Here is a 13,909-nt window from a genome sequence, read left to right on the forward strand (position 1 = left end):
ACGGGCTTCAGCTGCGGGGCGCCACCGGGGCTCCGGTCGCCAGCGACCACAGCTTGATCACGGTGTCGTAGCCGCCGGAGACGGCGTATTTGCCATCCGGGGTGAAGGCCACGGACCAGACCGGTTTTTCATGGCCTGCGAACTGCTTGAGCTGGCGCCCCTCGCGCAGATCCCACAAGCGCATCAGTCGGTCTCCGCCGCCCGACAGGGCATAGCGGCCATCCCTTGAAATCGCCAGCGAGGTGACGAAGCCGGCATGGCCCGGCAGGCTGCCTGTCTCGCGACGGGCCGCCAGATCCCAGCGCTTGATTGCGCCATCGGTGCTGCCGGTCAGCGCGCTTTTGCCATCGGGCGCAACCGCCACAGCATTCACGCTTGTCTCGTGGCCGTTGAGCACCGCCAGTTCCTTGCCGCTGGCGACATCCCACAGCCTGACGCTGCGATCGTAACCGACCGAAACGATCTGCCTGTCGTCCATCGCGAAGGCCACCTGCATGACGTTGGCCTCATGGCCTTCGAGGCTGCGCTCCAGCCGCGATGCGGCAACATTCCACAGCTTAACGCTGCGATCCCAGCTTGCACTGGCAAGCCAGCGCCCGTCGCGGCTGAGTGCGATGCTGGCCACGTTGTTGACATGCCCCTTGAGGCGGGCGATCTCCTTGCCGCCGGCCAGATCCCAACGGACGATGCTGTGATCCCAGCTTGCGGAGAATGCGCTTTTGCCGTCAGGCAGAAAAACAACCGCGTTGACGCTGGCGGTATGGCCGTCGAGGACGCGGATCTCGCTTTGTCGCATCAGATCCCAAAGCCGCACCGTGTAGTCCCAGCTGGCCGACAGCAGATGCCGGCCATCGGGCGAAACAGCGACGCCATTCACCATCGCGCCATGGCCGATCATGTCTGCGCGCGCGGGCGTCGCAATCAGTGTGGCGGGAAAGGCAGCAGCCAGGATTGTGGCCGCCATGCCGATCATTGCGCAATTTCGCATGGCCATATGCAACTTCCTCGCTAGATTGCCGTTCCATCTTGTCCGAGTTGCCCCGCTTTGCAACTGGCCTGCAGGCCGGAAGCGGGAAATTTGCCGACATAATCCGCGCAATCGGTTTCCTCGCGGCGCCTGCTGCCCTATTTAGGACGGCGCCCGGACTGGCCAACCCTCAGACAAGGAGCAGATGATTATGGGTGCCCCGTTTACCATGAAAGCGCTTCCCTATGCCGACGATGCCTTGAGCCCGGTCATCAAGGCGGAAACCATCGGTTTCCATTATGGCAAGCATCATACCGCCTATCTCAACAACCTGAACAACCTGATCGCCAACGATCCGCTGAAGGACAAGAGCCTGGTCGAGATCATCAAGGCGACGCACGGCAAAGCCGACAAGACGGCGATCTTCAACAATGCCGCCCAGGTCTGGAATCATGATTTCTACTGGGACAGCCTCTCGCCCAAGGGCGGCGGCAAGCCGACCGGCCGCATTGCCGACATGATCAAGGACAGCTTCGGCGATTACGACAAGTTCAAGAGCGAATTCGCCAACACTGGCGTGACCCAGTTCGGTTCAGGCTGGGCCTGGCTGTGCCTGGAGAATGGCAAGCTGGTCTTCAAGAAGACCGGCAACGCCGAAAACCCCCTGCACATGGACGGCGTGAAGCCGCTGCTGACGCTGGATGTATGGGAGCACGCCTATTACCTCGACTGGCAGAACCGCCGGCCCGACCATCTGAATGCGGCCATCGACAAGCTGCTGAACTGGGAATTCGCCGAACAGAATCTCGGCTGATCGGTCGGCGCAGGCCAAACGGAAAAGGGCGGTGGAAATCCACCGCCCTTTTTGTGTTTCGCGATGATGCCCGGCTCAGTCGTCGCCGCCGACGCGGGCCTGGGTTTCCTTGACCCACAGGCTGTGATGCTCCTTGGCCCAGTTCATGTCGACCTGGCCGCTGCCCATGGCATCGAAAGCGCCCTCCATGCCGACCGAGCCGATATAGATGTGAGCCAGGATGATGGCCACCATCACGATACCGGCCACGGCATGCACGATCTGCGCGAGCTGCATGCCGGCGATGTCGGTGCCGTAGAACGGGAACATCAGGATATAGCCGCTGACCGCCAGAACAATGCCGCCGATCACCACCGACCAGAAGATGATCTTCTGGCCGCCGTTGAACTTGCCGGCAGGCGGATGCACGCCTTTCTGCAGCAGACCGCCGCCCTGGCGGAACCACTCCATATCGATGGCATTGAAGATGTTGTGCCGGATCCACAGCACCGCCATCAACAGAACGCCGAGCACGAAGGGGAAGCTGAGGAAGTTATGCGCCAGCTTGCCGAACGAACTCAACCCGGTGAATGCCTCGGGGCCGATCGCCGGCAGCAGCAATGTCTTGCCGAACGACAGGTTGAGGCCGCTGAGGCCGAGGATGATGAAACAGATCGCGGTCAGCCAGTGAGCAAAACGCTCGATGCCGGAGAAGCGCTCGATGGTGCGGCCCGACGGACCCGAATCGATCTTGATCCGGCCGCGGATCGCCATGAACGCGGCGAGGCCGACCACGGTGATCACCAGCAGCCAGCCGCCGGCCGACTTCACCGGGCCTTCCAGCGTTTCGCGCCATTCGCGACCCTGCGGCTGGATCAGCACGCCGGACTTGGCATCGGGGATCGAGACGCGGCCGGCTACCGGTGCGCCCTTGAGTTGCTGAAGCAGCGCCGACTCGTCGGCGGGCGCCGCCTGCTGGGCCGAAGCCGGCGTCATGCCGGCGAAGCCGAGCATGAGGCCGAAGGCAAGCGCGAGGCAGGACACCCGCATGATCACGGGCCACGCGGCGAGGGGCGTGCGCTTGTTGCTGAAAAGGCGCATCTTGTTTCTCCTTTGCTGAACCGCGATCAGGCCGAGGTGCCCGACTTGTAGGCAGTGGCCCAACCCCAGGCACCGGAGCCATAGCCACGACGGGTAACGCGCTCCTTGTAGATCTGGGCGATCACATCGCCGTCGCCGGCCAGCAGCGCCTTGGTCGAGCACATCTCGGCACAGAGCGGCAGCTTGCCCTCGGCCAAGCGGTTGGCGCCATACTTGGCGTACTCTTCCTTGGTGTTGTCGGCTTCCGGACCGCCGGCGCAGAAGGTGCATTTGTCCATCTTGCCGCGGCTGCCAAAATTGCCGACCTGCGGATACTGCGGTGCGCCGAAGGGGCAGGCATAGAAGCAATAGCCGCAGCCGATGCACAGATCCTTGGAATGCAGCACGACGCCTTCGTCGGTCTTGTAGAAGCAGTCGACCGGGCAGACCGCCATGCAGGGCGCATCCTCGCAATGCATGCAGGCCATCGAGATCGAACGCTCGCCCTTGGCGCCGTCATTGAGCGTGACGACGCGCCGGCGGTTGATGCCCCAGGGCACCTCGTTCTCGTTCTTGCAGGCTGTGACGCAGGCGTTGCACTCGATGCAGCGCTCGGAGTCGCAGAGAAATTTCATGCGTGCCATGTTCTTATCTCCCTAACCGCTGCTCAGGCCGCCTCGATGCGGCAAAGCGTGGCCTTGTTCTCATGCATGTGGGTGACCGGGTCGTAGCCGTAAGTGGTCACACCATTGACCGACTCGCCCAGCACGACTGGATCGGCGCCGGGCGGATAGTTCTTGCGCTGGTCCACGCCCTGCCAGAAGCCGGAGAAGTGGAAAGGCATGAAGGCAACGCCCTTGCCGACGCGCGGCGTGACCATCGCCTTGACCTTGGCCTTGGCCTTGTTCTCGGGACCATAGACCCAGACATTCTGGCCTTCCTTGATGCCAAGGCGGGCCGCGTCTTCCGGGTTGATCTCGACGAACATGTTCTGCTGCAGCTCGGCCAGCCACTTGTTCGAGCGGGTTTCCTCGCCGCCGCCTTCGTATTCCACCAGGCGGCCAGAGGTCAGGATCAGCGGGAAATCCTTCGAGAAGTCCTTGTCCTGGATGCTCTTGCCCAGATGCGGCAGGCGGTAGTCGCGGCGATCGGCCATGGCCGGATATTTGCCGACCAGGTCGCGCCGCGACGTGTAGATCGGCTCGCGATGAACCGGGATCGGGTCCGGCAGGCCAAAGGCGTTGGCGCGGGCCTTGGCATTGCCCATCGCCTGCACGCCATGCGCCATGGTGACACGGATGATGCCGCAGCTCAGATCGATGGCCCAGCCAACCGCGTCAGGGTTGTTGCCGCCGATCCTCTCGATCGTCGCGCGCTCGGCATCTGTGAGTTCCTTGTCCCAGCCCATCTTCTTGAGCAGGCCGTAGGTGAACTCCGGATGGCCGTCCTGGATTTCCGAGCCGACCGGATAGGAACCATCGGCCAGCAGCGACACGCCATTGCGTTCCACGCCGAAGCGGGCGCGGAAGGCACCGCCGCCATCCTTCACCGGCAGGTTGGTGTTGTAGAGCACGTGGGTGCCCGGATGCTTCATCTCCGGCGTGCCCCAGCAGGGCCACGGCAGGCCGTAGAATTCGCCCTTGAGCGGGCCCTTGGTGGCGCGCAGCGAGACGACGTCGAAATCGCCCTGATGCGCCATGTGCTCCTTCAGGCGTTCCGGCGACTGGCCGGAATAGCCGATCGAGATGGTGCCGCGGTTGATCTCGCGCAGGATGTCCTCGACATTCGGCTCGTCGCCCTCGTCGATCTTGATGTTCTTGAACATCTCCTTCTCGAAGCCGAGCTTCTTGGCGAACTTATACAGGATCCAGTGATCGGGCTTGGACTCGAAGACCGGCTTGACGATCTGTTCGCCCCACTGCAGCGAACGGTTCGAGGCCGTGCGCGAACCACGGGTTTCAAGCTGGGTGCAGGCCGGCAGCAGGTAGGTGCCGTTCTTGCGATCCGGCAGGGCGGCGGCGGTGGTGGGATGCGGATCCACCACGACCATCAACTCCACCTTCTCCATGCCGGTCTTCATTTCGGGCATGCGCGGCACGGTATTGCCGCCATGGCCCCAGAAGAACATCGCCTTCACATTGTCCTTCTGCTCGAGATCCTTCTTGTCGACCAGGACGGCGTCGAACCAGCGGGTCGACGGAATGCCCTTGGTCTCCATCATCTTCTTCGACTCGAAGCGGCCCTGCATCCAGTCGTAGTCAACGTCCCAGACGCGGCACCAGTGCTTCCACGCGCCCTCGACCAGGCCGTAATAGGCCGGCAGGGTGGTGACGTCGAGACCGAGATCGGTGCAGCCCTGCACGTTGCAGTGGCCGCGGAAGATGTTGGCGCCGCCGCCTTCCACGCCGATGTTGCCGAGCGCGAGCTGGAGGATTGACAGCGCGCGCACATTGGCGGTGCCAACGGTATGCTGGGTCACGCCCATGCACCAGATCAGCGTGCCGGGCTTGTTCTTGGCCATCAACTCGGCGACGCGCTTCATCTGCTCGCCCGGAACGCCGGTGACTTTCTCGACTTCCTCCGGGTTCCACTTGGCGACTTCGGCGCGCACGTCATCCATGCCGTAGACGCGCTGGCGGATGTATTCCTTGTCCTCCCAGCCGTTTTCGAAGATGTGCCAGAGGATGCCGTAGATGGTGGGAATATCGGTGCCGGGCCGGATGCGCACGAATTCGGTGGCATGCGCCGCGGTGCGGGTGAAGCGCGGATCGATCACGATCATCGGCGCCTTGTTCTTCTCCTTGCCGCGCAGCACATGCTGCAGCGACACCGGATGCGCCTCGGCGGGATTGCCGCCCATGATCACGATGCACTTCGAGTTGTGGATGTCGTTGTAGGAGTTGGTCATCGCACCGTAGCCCCAGGTATTGGCTACGCCGGCGACCGTGGTGGAGTGGCAGATACGCGCCTGGTGGTCGATGTTGTTGGTGCCCCAGAAGGCGGCGAACTTGCGGAACAGGTAGCCGCCTTCGTTGGAGAACTTGGCCGAGCCGAGCCAGTAAACCGATTCAGGCCCGGACTTCTCGCGGATCTCGAGCAGTTTGCTGCCGATCTCCTCGATGGCGGTATCCCAGGTGATGCGGGTCCATTTGCCGTCCACCAGCTTCATCGGATATTTCAGGCGCCGGTCGCCGTGGGTCAGCTCGCGGATCGAGGCGCCCTTGGCGCAGTGGGTGCCCAGGTTGATCGGGCTATCCCAAGCCGGTTCCTGGCCGACCCAGACGCCGTTCTCGACTTCGGCCGTCACGGTGCAGCCGACCGAGCAGTGGGTGCAGATGTTCTTCTTCTTCACGAGGTTGGCGCCGGCCGAAGGCATTGCTTTGGCCTGCTTCACCATCGTCGGGCTGAGGGCCGACACGGCGGCAAGGCCGCCGGCCGCCAGACCCGAAGCCTTGAGAAAGCCGCGGCGATCCATCGTCTGCAGCGCGGCGCCGGCCAGGATGCCTGACAGCTTGCCCTTGGCAGGCTGCGTACCGGCGGTGGAGCTCTTTTTGATCAACATGGGGCGTCTCCGTATTTCGGTCTTGCGGCGCGGCTAATCAGAGCCGGTTGGAGTCGTAATAGCGCTTCACGTGCTCGGTTTCCTTGTAGCGCTGCTTCTTGCGGGTCTCCGCATTCTCGGCCGCCTCAACCTTGGTCGGGCCAACGGCGGCGGTCGCCACGGCGGCAGCGGCGGCACCCACGCCGGCGGTGCGCAGGAAATTGCGGCGATCCATCTGGTCTTTCTTGTCGGTGGCGGTCATTGCTGGTCCTCCGTGAAAATCGGCCCTGCCGTCAAGCGGCCAGGGCGAATGCCTGGGTTTCTATGGACATGAACAGCCGGCCGACGGCGCCGAGCGGCTGGTAGAGCCGCGCGCTGGGCGCCTGCTCCAGATCGGTGAAGAAGCGTTCGCCCCACGGGGCGATGTGCTGGCGGAACAGCCGCTCCTGGGTCGAGAGTTCGGCCGGGCCGCGCCCCTCGCCGCCGCTGATGAGCAGCGACATGAGTTCGCACAGCGCGCCCATGTGGTCTTCCGGCTCATGCACGCCATCGGCGCGGGCATAGCCCAGCTTGGCCATGTCGCCGCGCAACTTGGCTAGCGGCCGTTCGTAGAGAAAGCCGGTTCGATAGAACGAGGCATAGGGCACCAGCTCGCCGCGCGGCAGGCCGATAAACAGGGCATCGTATTCGTCCTGCGCGCGCTCCAGCGAGGTGGCCTGCGCCAGTTCGGCCAGCCGGCCGAGCGCCTCGCCCATCGGCGTCGCGTCGCCCTTGAGCTGCCCCAGCGCGGTCAGCAGCGCGGTATCGGGCTGGCGGGCCAGGGCGCGGCCAAGCAGCGCATAAATCTGGCCGCGCCACCGATCTTCCTCTGGGATGACCGGAAGGGCATCGACTGCCTGGGTGTCGGGATAGAGATCGGGGCGCAGATCGTGGCGGGAAACCTGGCCTCCGCAGGCCTTCTCGATGGCCAGCACATATTCGCCGGGAACCCGGCCAGCCTTGTTCAGCCAGTGCCAGACATTGGCCTGCTTCACGCCGAGCAGTCGGGCCAGTTGCGTCTGGCCGCCGACGATGGCGATGGCTTTCGTCAGAGCTTCGGTCACGTGATCCTCTTCCCGGGCGTTAACCTACAAATACTTTTGTTGAGTAACAATAAAAATCGCCGTAAGGCCCTGATAACATTCCTGTTTTGCTGCGACTGCGAAATTTTGATAGCGATTCTCAGTCGCAGATTAATTGCATCTTCAAATTCGCGAACCGAATGTGTTAACGATGCGACAAGCCTCTGTAGAAACTATCTTTAGTGGCTGTGCGCCCTCTGAACGGATTTCCGGTCGATGTCCCATGACACCCCGCTGATCACCATGCTGGCCCTGGCATTCGTGATCGCGTTTGCCTTCGGCATGATCGCCCAGAAGTTCCGCCTGTCCCCCCTGGTCGGATACCTGCTGGCCGGAATCCTGGTCGGGCCGCACACTCCCGGCTATGTCGCCGATTCGGTGCTGGCTCAGCAGCTGGCCGAGATCGGCGTGATCCTGCTGATGTTCGGCGTCGGCCTGCATTTCACGCCGTCCGACCTGATGCGGGTGCGCTGGATCGCGATACCCGGCGCGCTGGCGCAGATCGGCGTGGCCACCCTGCTCGGCTTTGGCCTGGCCCAGTTCTTCGGCTGGGGGCTGGGCGGCGGACTGGTCTTCGGCCTGGCACTCTCCGTCGCCAGCACCGTCGTTCTGCTGCGCGCGCTGGAAAGCCGCGGCGAAGTCGACAGCGATCTGGGCCGCATCGCAGTGGGCTGGCTGCTGGTGGAAGACATCTTCATGATCGCGGCGCTGCTGCTGCTGCCGCCGCTCGCCGATATCCTGGGCGGACGCAGCGATGGCAGCGGGAATATTCTGACCTCACTGCTGCTCACCGCCGTGAAGGTGGCGGCTTTCGCTGCCCTGGCGCTGATCGTCGGTAAGCGCGTCATCCCCTGGCTGCTGCAGCATGTGGCCGAGACCGGCTCGCGCGAACTGTTCACCCTGGCCGTGCTGGCCTGCGCGCTCGGCATCGCATGCGGCGCGGCCCTGCTGTTCGATGTGTCCTTTGCGCTTGGCGCCTTCTTCGCCGGCGTGATCATGAACGAGTCCGATCTCAGCCACGATGCCGCCCAGCGTTCGCTGCCGTTTCAGGATGCTTTCGCGGTGATGTTCTTCGTCTCGGTCGGCATGCTGTTCGATCCGCGCATCGTTTTTGAGGCGCCGCTGGCCCTGCTGGGCGTCCTGTTCATTATCCTGATCGGCAAGTCGCTGGCGGCCTTCATGATCGTGCTGGCTTTCCGCCACCCGCTGCCGACCGCACTGACGGTTTCCGTCAGCCTAGCGCAGATCGGCGAATTCTCCTTCATCCTGGCTGGCCTTGGCGTCTCGCTCGGATTGCTGCCCGAAGAGGGCCGCGACCTGGTGCTGGCCGGTGCGCTGCTGTCGATCGCCTTCAATCCCCTGCTGTTCCGCGCATTGGAGCCCGCCGAAGCCTGGCTGCGGGCGCGGCCAGACCTGCTGCGACGGCTGGGCGCGAAAGACGGCGGTGAGGTTTAACCGGGCAGGGCGCCGCCATGGCGGCGGCGCGGCGGCGTGTAGACCGCCGCCGGTTCATTCGATGCGGCCTGCTCAATGTCCGGTACTTCGGCAAGCTGCTCTTCTGCCGGCGCTTCGATCAGCCGTTGCGGCTCATGCTCCGCCTCCTGTTCCGATCCGGGTGAACCAGGCGCGGGCGAACCGGGCGCGGGCGACACGGACTCGCTCGCGGGCGTTTTCGGCAGACTGCCTTCGAAGACATTCTTCACGTATTTTGCAATGTCGTCGGTGGGCAGCATCTCGCCATAGCCCGGGGCGGTGAAGTCCCAGTTGTATTCGACCAGCGGTTCGTAATTCACCACGCTGGGTTCGACCAGCCACAGCTTGCGCAACGCAGCCGCGCGCAAGGCCGGCGGCACGCCCTTTTTGAGGAAAATGCTGAAGTCGCTGGACTCGGTAAGGCTTTCGATCGGCGGCAAGCTGGCCGGATCGATCTCGGCTTCGGCTTCGCCGGCAGCCGCAGGCTCGGCTGCAGGGTCGGCTGGCGCCTCAAGCGGTTTCTCCTCGCGCGCGGCCGCCTTGCGACGCGACCAGCGCGACAGGAAACCACCCTGCCCGTCATCTGCGTTTTCGCTGTCTGGAGGAAGTTTGCTGTCGCGGGTCATCCGGCAGACCTATTCATCCTCGGGCATCTGGCGCAGCGGATCGGATTCGTAAAGTCGGGTTCGGCGGGCAAGCGCCTCGGGATCGGCACGATCGCGCTTGCGCTTGTAATGCTCCTTGGTCGGCGGATGGCGGCGGACATAATCGGTCACCCAAGCCAGGATCGCATCGGGCATCGGCACGAAGTCCACGATATCGTCGCCGGTATCGTTATGCGCATGCGCCTCGCCGGGATCGACGGAGGCGCCATGCAGCTCGATACCCATTTCATCGGGGCTGTTGCGCAGGAATATCCATACCGCTGGCTGCGCGCTTTCGATGTTGTAGGCGTATGTTTCGCTCTCATGGCGATACAGCACCAGCTCGGCCGCGCCGGCATAGAACTGCGTCCAGCCCTCACCCTCGGCCAGCTTTGTCCAGGGTTTCGAATCCGGCACGCCAGGCAGCACCTGGACCGGGCGCCAGCCGTAATCGATCCAGGGGTTGTCCAGCTTGCGGCGCTCCAGGATCACGCCGACCATGCGCGTCTCGGTTTCCGGCGGTCTGATCTCGCTGCCCATCTTCAGCTTCCCGAATTCAGCGGCAAGTTTATCACAAGATTCTGCGGCTTCATCCGCACCCGGCCCTGTCCGTCCATCGCCAGGCCCAGATAAACCGGCCGGCCGGCCACGCGGGGCAGCATCAGCGAGGGATCGCGGAATTCCAGGCGGAACAGGGCCAGGATCTGGCGCAGACGATCCTCCTCCACGCTCTGCCCCTCGTACAGTGCATTCATGATGCCGCTGGCCGTGACATCCAGCCCGACATGCCAGACCCAGCGTTCGTCGCGGATCGTCTGCACCGGCTGCACCTGCACGGCGGCCCCGGTGAGCCGCTCGACCCACAATTCGATCACACGGGCGAAGGCATCCTGGCCCGGCCGGGTGAAGCCGAAATCCAGCACGAAATCGTGGCGGTCGCTGCGCCCCCAGTATTCGGCCGCATTCTCCTTGGTCAGGATGTCCATGTCGACGCTGCGCAGGGCCGTGCCGGCCTGGGCCACCAATGCGCCGAGCGAGCCGAAACCGCCGCCGGCCGCCAGCATCTCAACCGTTTCCTCATCGGCCAGCAGGATGCGCCCCTCCTGCGTCGTGGCCTTCTGCACCCGGAAGAACAATTCGGCGGCCCGCAGGCGGAAGGCATCGCGGCTGCCATCCAGCAGATCGCGCAGGATGGCGGCAGCCAGATGGTCGATGAACAGGGCCGGCACCGGCGGTGCGTCGGGCCGGAACAGCGCGACATAGGCCGCTTCCACGCTGCCGGCCTGCAGCAGATGATCGCGGAAGCGCAGGAATATCGCGTAATTTTCGCGCGCATCGGCATCGGCCAGCGCCGCAAGTTCAGCCGCCGGCACGGCGCGCAGGGGCTGCTGCAGCAGATCGGCATGCAGCCCGCGCTCGGCGGCGCAGGCCTCGGGCGGCGGCAGCATTTCCGGCCGGCTCAGGTATGCCCGGATGAAATCCCCACCAGGCAGCAGGCGGCCGTCGTCGGCTCGGTCGAGCAGGTCGTACCCGCTGGCGATCCAGAAGGCGCTTGGCGTTTCAGCCATCGGGGGTGATCTCCCAGATTTTCGTGTGCAGCTTTTCTCCGGGCGGCGGCACGACGCGGAACTGCTCGCGGATTGCCTCGCCCTCGATGAAGCGGCTCAGGGATAGCAGCGTGTTGATCGGGTGCTCACACAGCGCGGCGGCGTAATCGACCTCCTCGCGCGCCGCGGCTTCGGCGCTGGCCTGATCCGGCGCGCCGTAATGATCGACCAGATGTTCCGCCAGCGCCGTGACAGTCGCTTCGTATTCTTCGGGCGTGATGGTCGCGACCGTCACCAGCGTGGACCTGCCGAAACTGCCCAGACCCAGAAAGCCGTTGGCAAACGCCTGGCGGTCCTGTCGGCCCAAAGCTTCCGGATCGGCATCGGCGAAGACGAAGGTTCCCGGCACCGCCCATTCGCCGGGCGCGGCGGCCCGCGGGAAGACCCGCGTGTCGGAGTCATCGAAGCGGATGCAGCGCAGGAGCTTCATGACGGCTGGCTCGCCGGTTCGGGCAGCACCCAGCTGCGGTGGCGCAGGGCATCGCGCAGGCTGCGCCAGGTTTTCGTCGCGCCATCCCCCGCCCAGGCGTCGCCATTGGCTTCGATCTTCAGCGCCTTGTCGGCAAGTTCGTTCAGCAGCGCGCGGCGGACTGGCTCAAAGCCCTCTTCCTGCCAGCGGTCGAGCCAGAGCAGCAGGTGGCGTGCGAATGCCTCGACCAGTTGCGGCACGCCGATCTCGCCGCAGCCTTCCTCATGCAGGTTGGTATATTCCAGCTCGATGCCGGGCGCGTCGTCCGAGCGATCGCCGAACATCTGCACGGTGATGCCCAGCACCAGCCAGTCGGGCACGTCGGCCATGCCCTCTTTCTCGACCAGCGGCCCATGCGCCACTTGCAGGCCGCCGACGCAGGCTTCGTTCACCAGCAGCCGGTCGGGCCAATCGATGCTGGCCGGCGTTTCGGCCGGAGCCAGCGCGGCGAGGCCGTCATGCAGGCCTAGCAGTCCGACATAGGCGAGAGTCAGCGCCGGCTGGATCGGATCGAGCGGGCGCAGCACCAATGCGGCCTCGCAGCGATCCGGCCGGTCCACCATCAGCATCAGGCCATCCTCGGCCCCCTCGCCCGCGGCCTTGCAGGCCGTGTCGAAGGCATCCGACACGCAGAGTTTCAGCGTGTAGCCCGGCGGCAGCGCGGGCCAGTCGGCGGGATTCATGCCACATCTCCCAGTTGCGCCAGCAGGCGTTCGGCCTCGGCGATGTCGTCCGGCGTGTTGGCATTGAAAAAGGGATCGACCGGCTGGGCGGCGAACTCGACCTGCACCAGTCTGTGCCGCGCGGTCCAGCGATCCACCTTGCGGATGTCTTCCTCCACCATGGCCTTGCGCAGATCCTCATGCAGGCGCACGGGCCACAGGCCCACCACGGGGTAGGCCTGGCCTGCAGAGGTGGCGCAGGCGAGATCGGCGCCAGCCTGCTCCCGCGCCTGCGCCATGCGCGCCGCCAGGTCGCGCGGCAGGAACGGCCCGTCGCCCGGCACGGTGACGATGTCGGTGACATCGGGGCGATTCTGTCTGGCCCAGGTCAGGCCCGCCAGCACGCCGGCCAGCGGCCCGGCGTAATCGGGGATGGGGTCGCCTGCAACGGGAAGTCCCCAATGCGCAAACCGCTCCGGATCGCCATTGGCGTTCAGGATCACGCCATCCACCTGCGGGCCGAGACGTTCGATGATGCGATCCAGGATCGGCCGGCCAGCCAGCATCTGCAGGCTCTTGTCGCCGCCGCCCATCCGGCGGGCCAGGCCACCCGCCAGCACAACCCCCAGAATCCTGGCCATTATGCCGCCTCGTCGCCGCGGCTGCTTTTGCGCTGCAGCTTTGCGTCTTCCTCGCCCACCGCCTGCGGGTCGGCATCGAAGCGCAGGCGCTCGGCGCCGGAAAGCGCCACGAACCGCTTGCCCTTGGCGCGGCCGATCAGGGTCATGCCGATCTGGCGCGCGAGCTGCACGCCCCAGGCGGTGAAGCCCGAGCGGCTGATCAGGATCGGGATGCCCATCTGGGCCGTCTTGATTACCATTTCGGAGGTGAGCCGCCCGGTGGTGTACATCGTCTTGCCCTGCGGCGAGATGCCGTTGACCCGCATGTAGCCGGCGATCTTGTCGATGGCGTTATGGCGACCGACATCCTCCATGTAGATCAGCGGGCGGTCCGCTTCGCACAGCACGCAGCCATGGATGGCGCCGGCCTCCAGATACAGCGACGGCGCCATGTTGATCTTCTTCGACAGGGCATAGATCCATGACGTGTGCAGCACGGCGGCGGGGTCGAGCCGCACGCTTTCCACCGCATCCATCATGTTGCCGAACACCGTGCCCTGGGCGCAGCCCGAGGTCTGGGTCTTTTTCCTGAGCCGCTCTTCATAATCGGTCTGGCGCGCGGTGCGTACCACGATGGTCTCGATCTCGGGGTCGTAATCGATCGCCGTCACTTCGTCGTCGGGCAGCAGCATGCGCTGGTTGATCAGATAGCCCAAGGCCAGATAGTCGGGATAGTCGCCGATCGTCATCATGGTGACGATCTCCTGTCCGTTCAGGAACAGGGTGAGTGGGCGCTCGACCGGCACCTTGGTCTCGACGGGCTTGCCGTCATGATCGATGCCCTGCACCGTCTCGGTGAGGGCGGGATTGGCGGGGTCCGGACGGACGAGGAATTCGGGCGGGCTGGTCATGGCCCCTATATAGGGCAGGTT

Annotated in this window: 15 protein-coding genes; 2 read left to right on the forward strand and 13 right to left on the reverse strand. The window is 64.6% G+C overall.

What is annotated here, in order from left to right; all coding sequences use genetic code 11:
• Nucleotides 1-7: 7 nt before the first annotated feature.
• A complete protein-coding gene (locus tag ACK4FK_RS14485; protein WP_409745719.1) occupies nucleotides 8-994 on the reverse strand; it encodes a WD40 repeat domain-containing protein in 987 nt (328 codons plus the stop codon).
• A gap of 184 nt (nucleotides 995-1,178) precedes the next feature.
• On the opposite strand from ACK4FK_RS14485, the gene ACK4FK_RS14490 reads away from it, so the two are divergent.
• The gene (locus tag ACK4FK_RS14490; protein WP_409745721.1) at nucleotides 1,179-1,781 is read left to right on the forward strand and encodes a superoxide dismutase; all 603 of its coding nucleotides are present in this window, start codon (nucleotides 1,179-1,181) and stop codon (nucleotides 1,779-1,781) included.
• A 75-nt stretch (nucleotides 1,782-1,856) separates the two neighbouring features.
• Here the strand turns inward: ACK4FK_RS14490 and ACK4FK_RS14495 are convergent, their stop codons facing one another.
• From ACK4FK_RS14495 to ACK4FK_RS14515, 5 genes are read right to left on the reverse strand one after another with little or no spacing between them, the layout of a single operon-like run.
• Nucleotides 1,857-2,861 (reverse strand): formate dehydrogenase subunit gamma, encoded by a 1,005-nt coding sequence (locus tag ACK4FK_RS14495; RefSeq protein ID WP_409745723.1) that lies wholly within the window; start codon nucleotides 2,859-2,861, stop codon nucleotides 1,857-1,859.
• Between the two features lie 26 nt (nucleotides 2,862-2,887).
• A complete protein-coding gene (fdh3B, locus tag ACK4FK_RS14500) occupies nucleotides 2,888-3,484 on the reverse strand; it encodes a formate dehydrogenase FDH3 subunit beta (protein ID WP_409745724.1) in 597 nt (198 codons plus the stop codon).
• Nucleotides 3,485-3,507: 23 nt separating this feature from the next.
• The gene (locus ACK4FK_RS14505; protein ID WP_409745726.1) at nucleotides 3,508-6,402 is read right to left on the reverse strand and encodes a formate dehydrogenase subunit alpha; all 2,895 of its coding nucleotides are present in this window, start codon (nucleotides 6,400-6,402) and stop codon (nucleotides 3,508-3,510) included.
• Between the two features lie 37 nt (nucleotides 6,403-6,439).
• Nucleotides 6,440-6,643, reverse strand: a complete 204-nt coding sequence (locus ACK4FK_RS14510; RefSeq protein WP_409745727.1) for a twin-arginine translocation signal domain-containing protein — start codon at nucleotides 6,641-6,643, stop codon at nucleotides 6,440-6,442.
• A 31-nt stretch (nucleotides 6,644-6,674) separates the two neighbouring features.
• Complete coding sequence (locus ACK4FK_RS14515) at nucleotides 6,675-7,484, reverse strand: molecular chaperone TorD family protein (protein WP_409745728.1); 810 nt, start codon at nucleotides 7,482-7,484, stop codon at nucleotides 6,675-6,677.
• A 234-nt stretch (nucleotides 7,485-7,718) separates the two neighbouring features.
• Between ACK4FK_RS14515 and ACK4FK_RS14520 the strand changes: the two genes are divergently transcribed.
• Nucleotides 7,719-8,957: a cation:proton antiporter gene (locus ACK4FK_RS14520; RefSeq protein WP_409745730.1), complete on the forward strand. Its 1,239-nt coding sequence runs from the start codon at nucleotides 7,719-7,721 to the stop codon at nucleotides 8,955-8,957.
• On the opposite strand, the gene ACK4FK_RS14525 is transcribed toward ACK4FK_RS14520, so the two are convergent.
• The 7 genes from ACK4FK_RS14525 to ACK4FK_RS14555 are packed head-to-tail and all read right to left on the reverse strand — an operon-like array spanning nucleotide 8,954 to nucleotide 13,888.
• Complete coding sequence (locus ACK4FK_RS14525; RefSeq protein WP_409745732.1) at nucleotides 8,954-9,601, reverse strand: DUF3306 domain-containing protein; 648 nt, start codon at nucleotides 9,599-9,601, stop codon at nucleotides 8,954-8,956. The two genes, ACK4FK_RS14520 and ACK4FK_RS14525, sit on opposite strands and share 4 nt — an antisense overlap.
• A gap of 9 nt (nucleotides 9,602-9,610) precedes the next feature.
• A complete protein-coding gene (locus ACK4FK_RS14530) occupies nucleotides 9,611-10,159 on the reverse strand; it encodes a DUF3305 domain-containing protein (RefSeq protein ID WP_409745733.1) in 549 nt (182 codons plus the stop codon).
• A 2-nt stretch (nucleotides 10,160-10,161) separates the two neighbouring features.
• Nucleotides 10,162-11,187, reverse strand: coding sequence for a DUF6352 family protein (locus ACK4FK_RS14535; protein ID WP_409745734.1), 1,026 nt, complete (start codon nucleotides 11,185-11,187; stop codon nucleotides 10,162-10,164).
• Complete coding sequence (locus ACK4FK_RS14540) at nucleotides 11,180-11,656, reverse strand: DUF6505 family protein (protein ID WP_409745736.1); 477 nt, start codon at nucleotides 11,654-11,656, stop codon at nucleotides 11,180-11,182. Before ACK4FK_RS14540 ends, ACK4FK_RS14535 begins: the two co-directional genes overlap by 8 nt.
• The gene (locus ACK4FK_RS14545; protein WP_409745738.1) at nucleotides 11,653-12,378 is read right to left on the reverse strand and encodes a biotin/lipoate--protein ligase family protein; all 726 of its coding nucleotides are present in this window, start codon (nucleotides 12,376-12,378) and stop codon (nucleotides 11,653-11,655) included. The genes ACK4FK_RS14540 and ACK4FK_RS14545 overlap by 4 nt, the downstream gene beginning before the upstream one ends.
• Nucleotides 12,375-12,998 carry a molybdenum cofactor guanylyltransferase MobA gene (gene mobA, locus ACK4FK_RS14550; RefSeq protein WP_409745740.1) on the reverse strand — a complete coding sequence of 208 codons (624 nt, stop codon included), beginning with the start codon at nucleotides 12,996-12,998 and terminating at the stop codon, nucleotides 12,375-12,377. Before mobA ends, ACK4FK_RS14545 begins: the two co-directional genes overlap by 4 nt.
• Nucleotides 12,998-13,888 (reverse strand): formate dehydrogenase accessory sulfurtransferase FdhD, encoded by an 891-nt coding sequence (locus ACK4FK_RS14555; protein ID WP_409745742.1) that lies wholly within the window; start codon nucleotides 13,886-13,888, stop codon nucleotides 12,998-13,000. Before ACK4FK_RS14555 ends, mobA begins: the two co-directional genes overlap by 1 nt.
• Nucleotides 13,889-13,909: the final 21 nt, after the last annotated feature.

The organism is Ferrovibrio sp., from assembly GCF_046297895.1.
Lineage (GTDB): Bacteria > Pseudomonadota > Alphaproteobacteria > Ferrovibrionales > Ferrovibrionaceae > Ferrovibrio.

What these genes read in the sequence shown, in the direction of transcription:
- ACK4FK_RS14485 (WP_409745719.1), bottom strand. Translation starts at nt 994, where the DNA reads ATGGCCATGCGAAATTGCGCAATGATCGGCATGGCGGCCACAATCCTG.
- ACK4FK_RS14490 (WP_409745721.1), top strand. Translation starts at nt 1,179, where the DNA reads ATGGGTGCCCCGTTTACCATGAAAGCGCTTCCCTATGCCGACGATGCC.
- ACK4FK_RS14495 (WP_409745723.1), bottom strand. Translation starts at nt 2,861, where the DNA reads ATGCGCCTTTTCAGCAACAAGCGCACGCCCCTCGCCGCGTGGCCCGTG.
- fdh3B (WP_409745724.1), bottom strand. Translation starts at nt 3,484, where the DNA reads ATGGCACGCATGAAATTTCTCTGCGACTCCGAGCGCTGCATCGAGTGC.
- ACK4FK_RS14505 (WP_409745726.1), bottom strand. Translation starts at nt 6,402, where the DNA reads ATGTTGATCAAAAAGAGCTCCACCGCCGGTACGCAGCCTGCCAAGGGC.
- ACK4FK_RS14510 (WP_409745727.1), bottom strand. Translation starts at nt 6,643, where the DNA reads ATGACCGCCACCGACAAGAAAGACCAGATGGATCGCCGCAATTTCCTG.
- ACK4FK_RS14520 (WP_409745730.1), top strand. Translation starts at nt 7,719, where the DNA reads ATGTCCCATGACACCCCGCTGATCACCATGCTGGCCCTGGCATTCGTG.
- ACK4FK_RS14525 (WP_409745732.1), bottom strand. Translation starts at nt 9,601, where the DNA reads ATGACCCGCGACAGCAAACTTCCTCCAGACAGCGAAAACGCAGATGAC.
- ACK4FK_RS14530 (WP_409745733.1), bottom strand. Translation starts at nt 10,159, where the DNA reads ATGGGCAGCGAGATCAGACCGCCGGAAACCGAGACGCGCATGGTCGGC.
- ACK4FK_RS14535 (WP_409745734.1), bottom strand. Translation starts at nt 11,187, where the DNA reads ATGGCTGAAACGCCAAGCGCCTTCTGGATCGCCAGCGGGTACGACCTG.
- ACK4FK_RS14540 (WP_409745736.1), bottom strand. Translation starts at nt 11,656, where the DNA reads ATGAAGCTCCTGCGCTGCATCCGCTTCGATGACTCCGACACGCGGGTC.
- ACK4FK_RS14545 (WP_409745738.1), bottom strand. Translation starts at nt 12,378, where the DNA reads ATGAATCCCGCCGACTGGCCCGCGCTGCCGCCGGGCTACACGCTGAAA.
- mobA (WP_409745740.1), bottom strand. Translation starts at nt 12,998, where the DNA reads ATGGCCAGGATTCTGGGGGTTGTGCTGGCGGGTGGCCTGGCCCGCCGG.
- ACK4FK_RS14555 (WP_409745742.1), bottom strand. Translation starts at nt 13,888, where the DNA reads ATGACCAGCCCGCCCGAATTCCTCGTCCGTCCGGACCCCGCCAATCCC.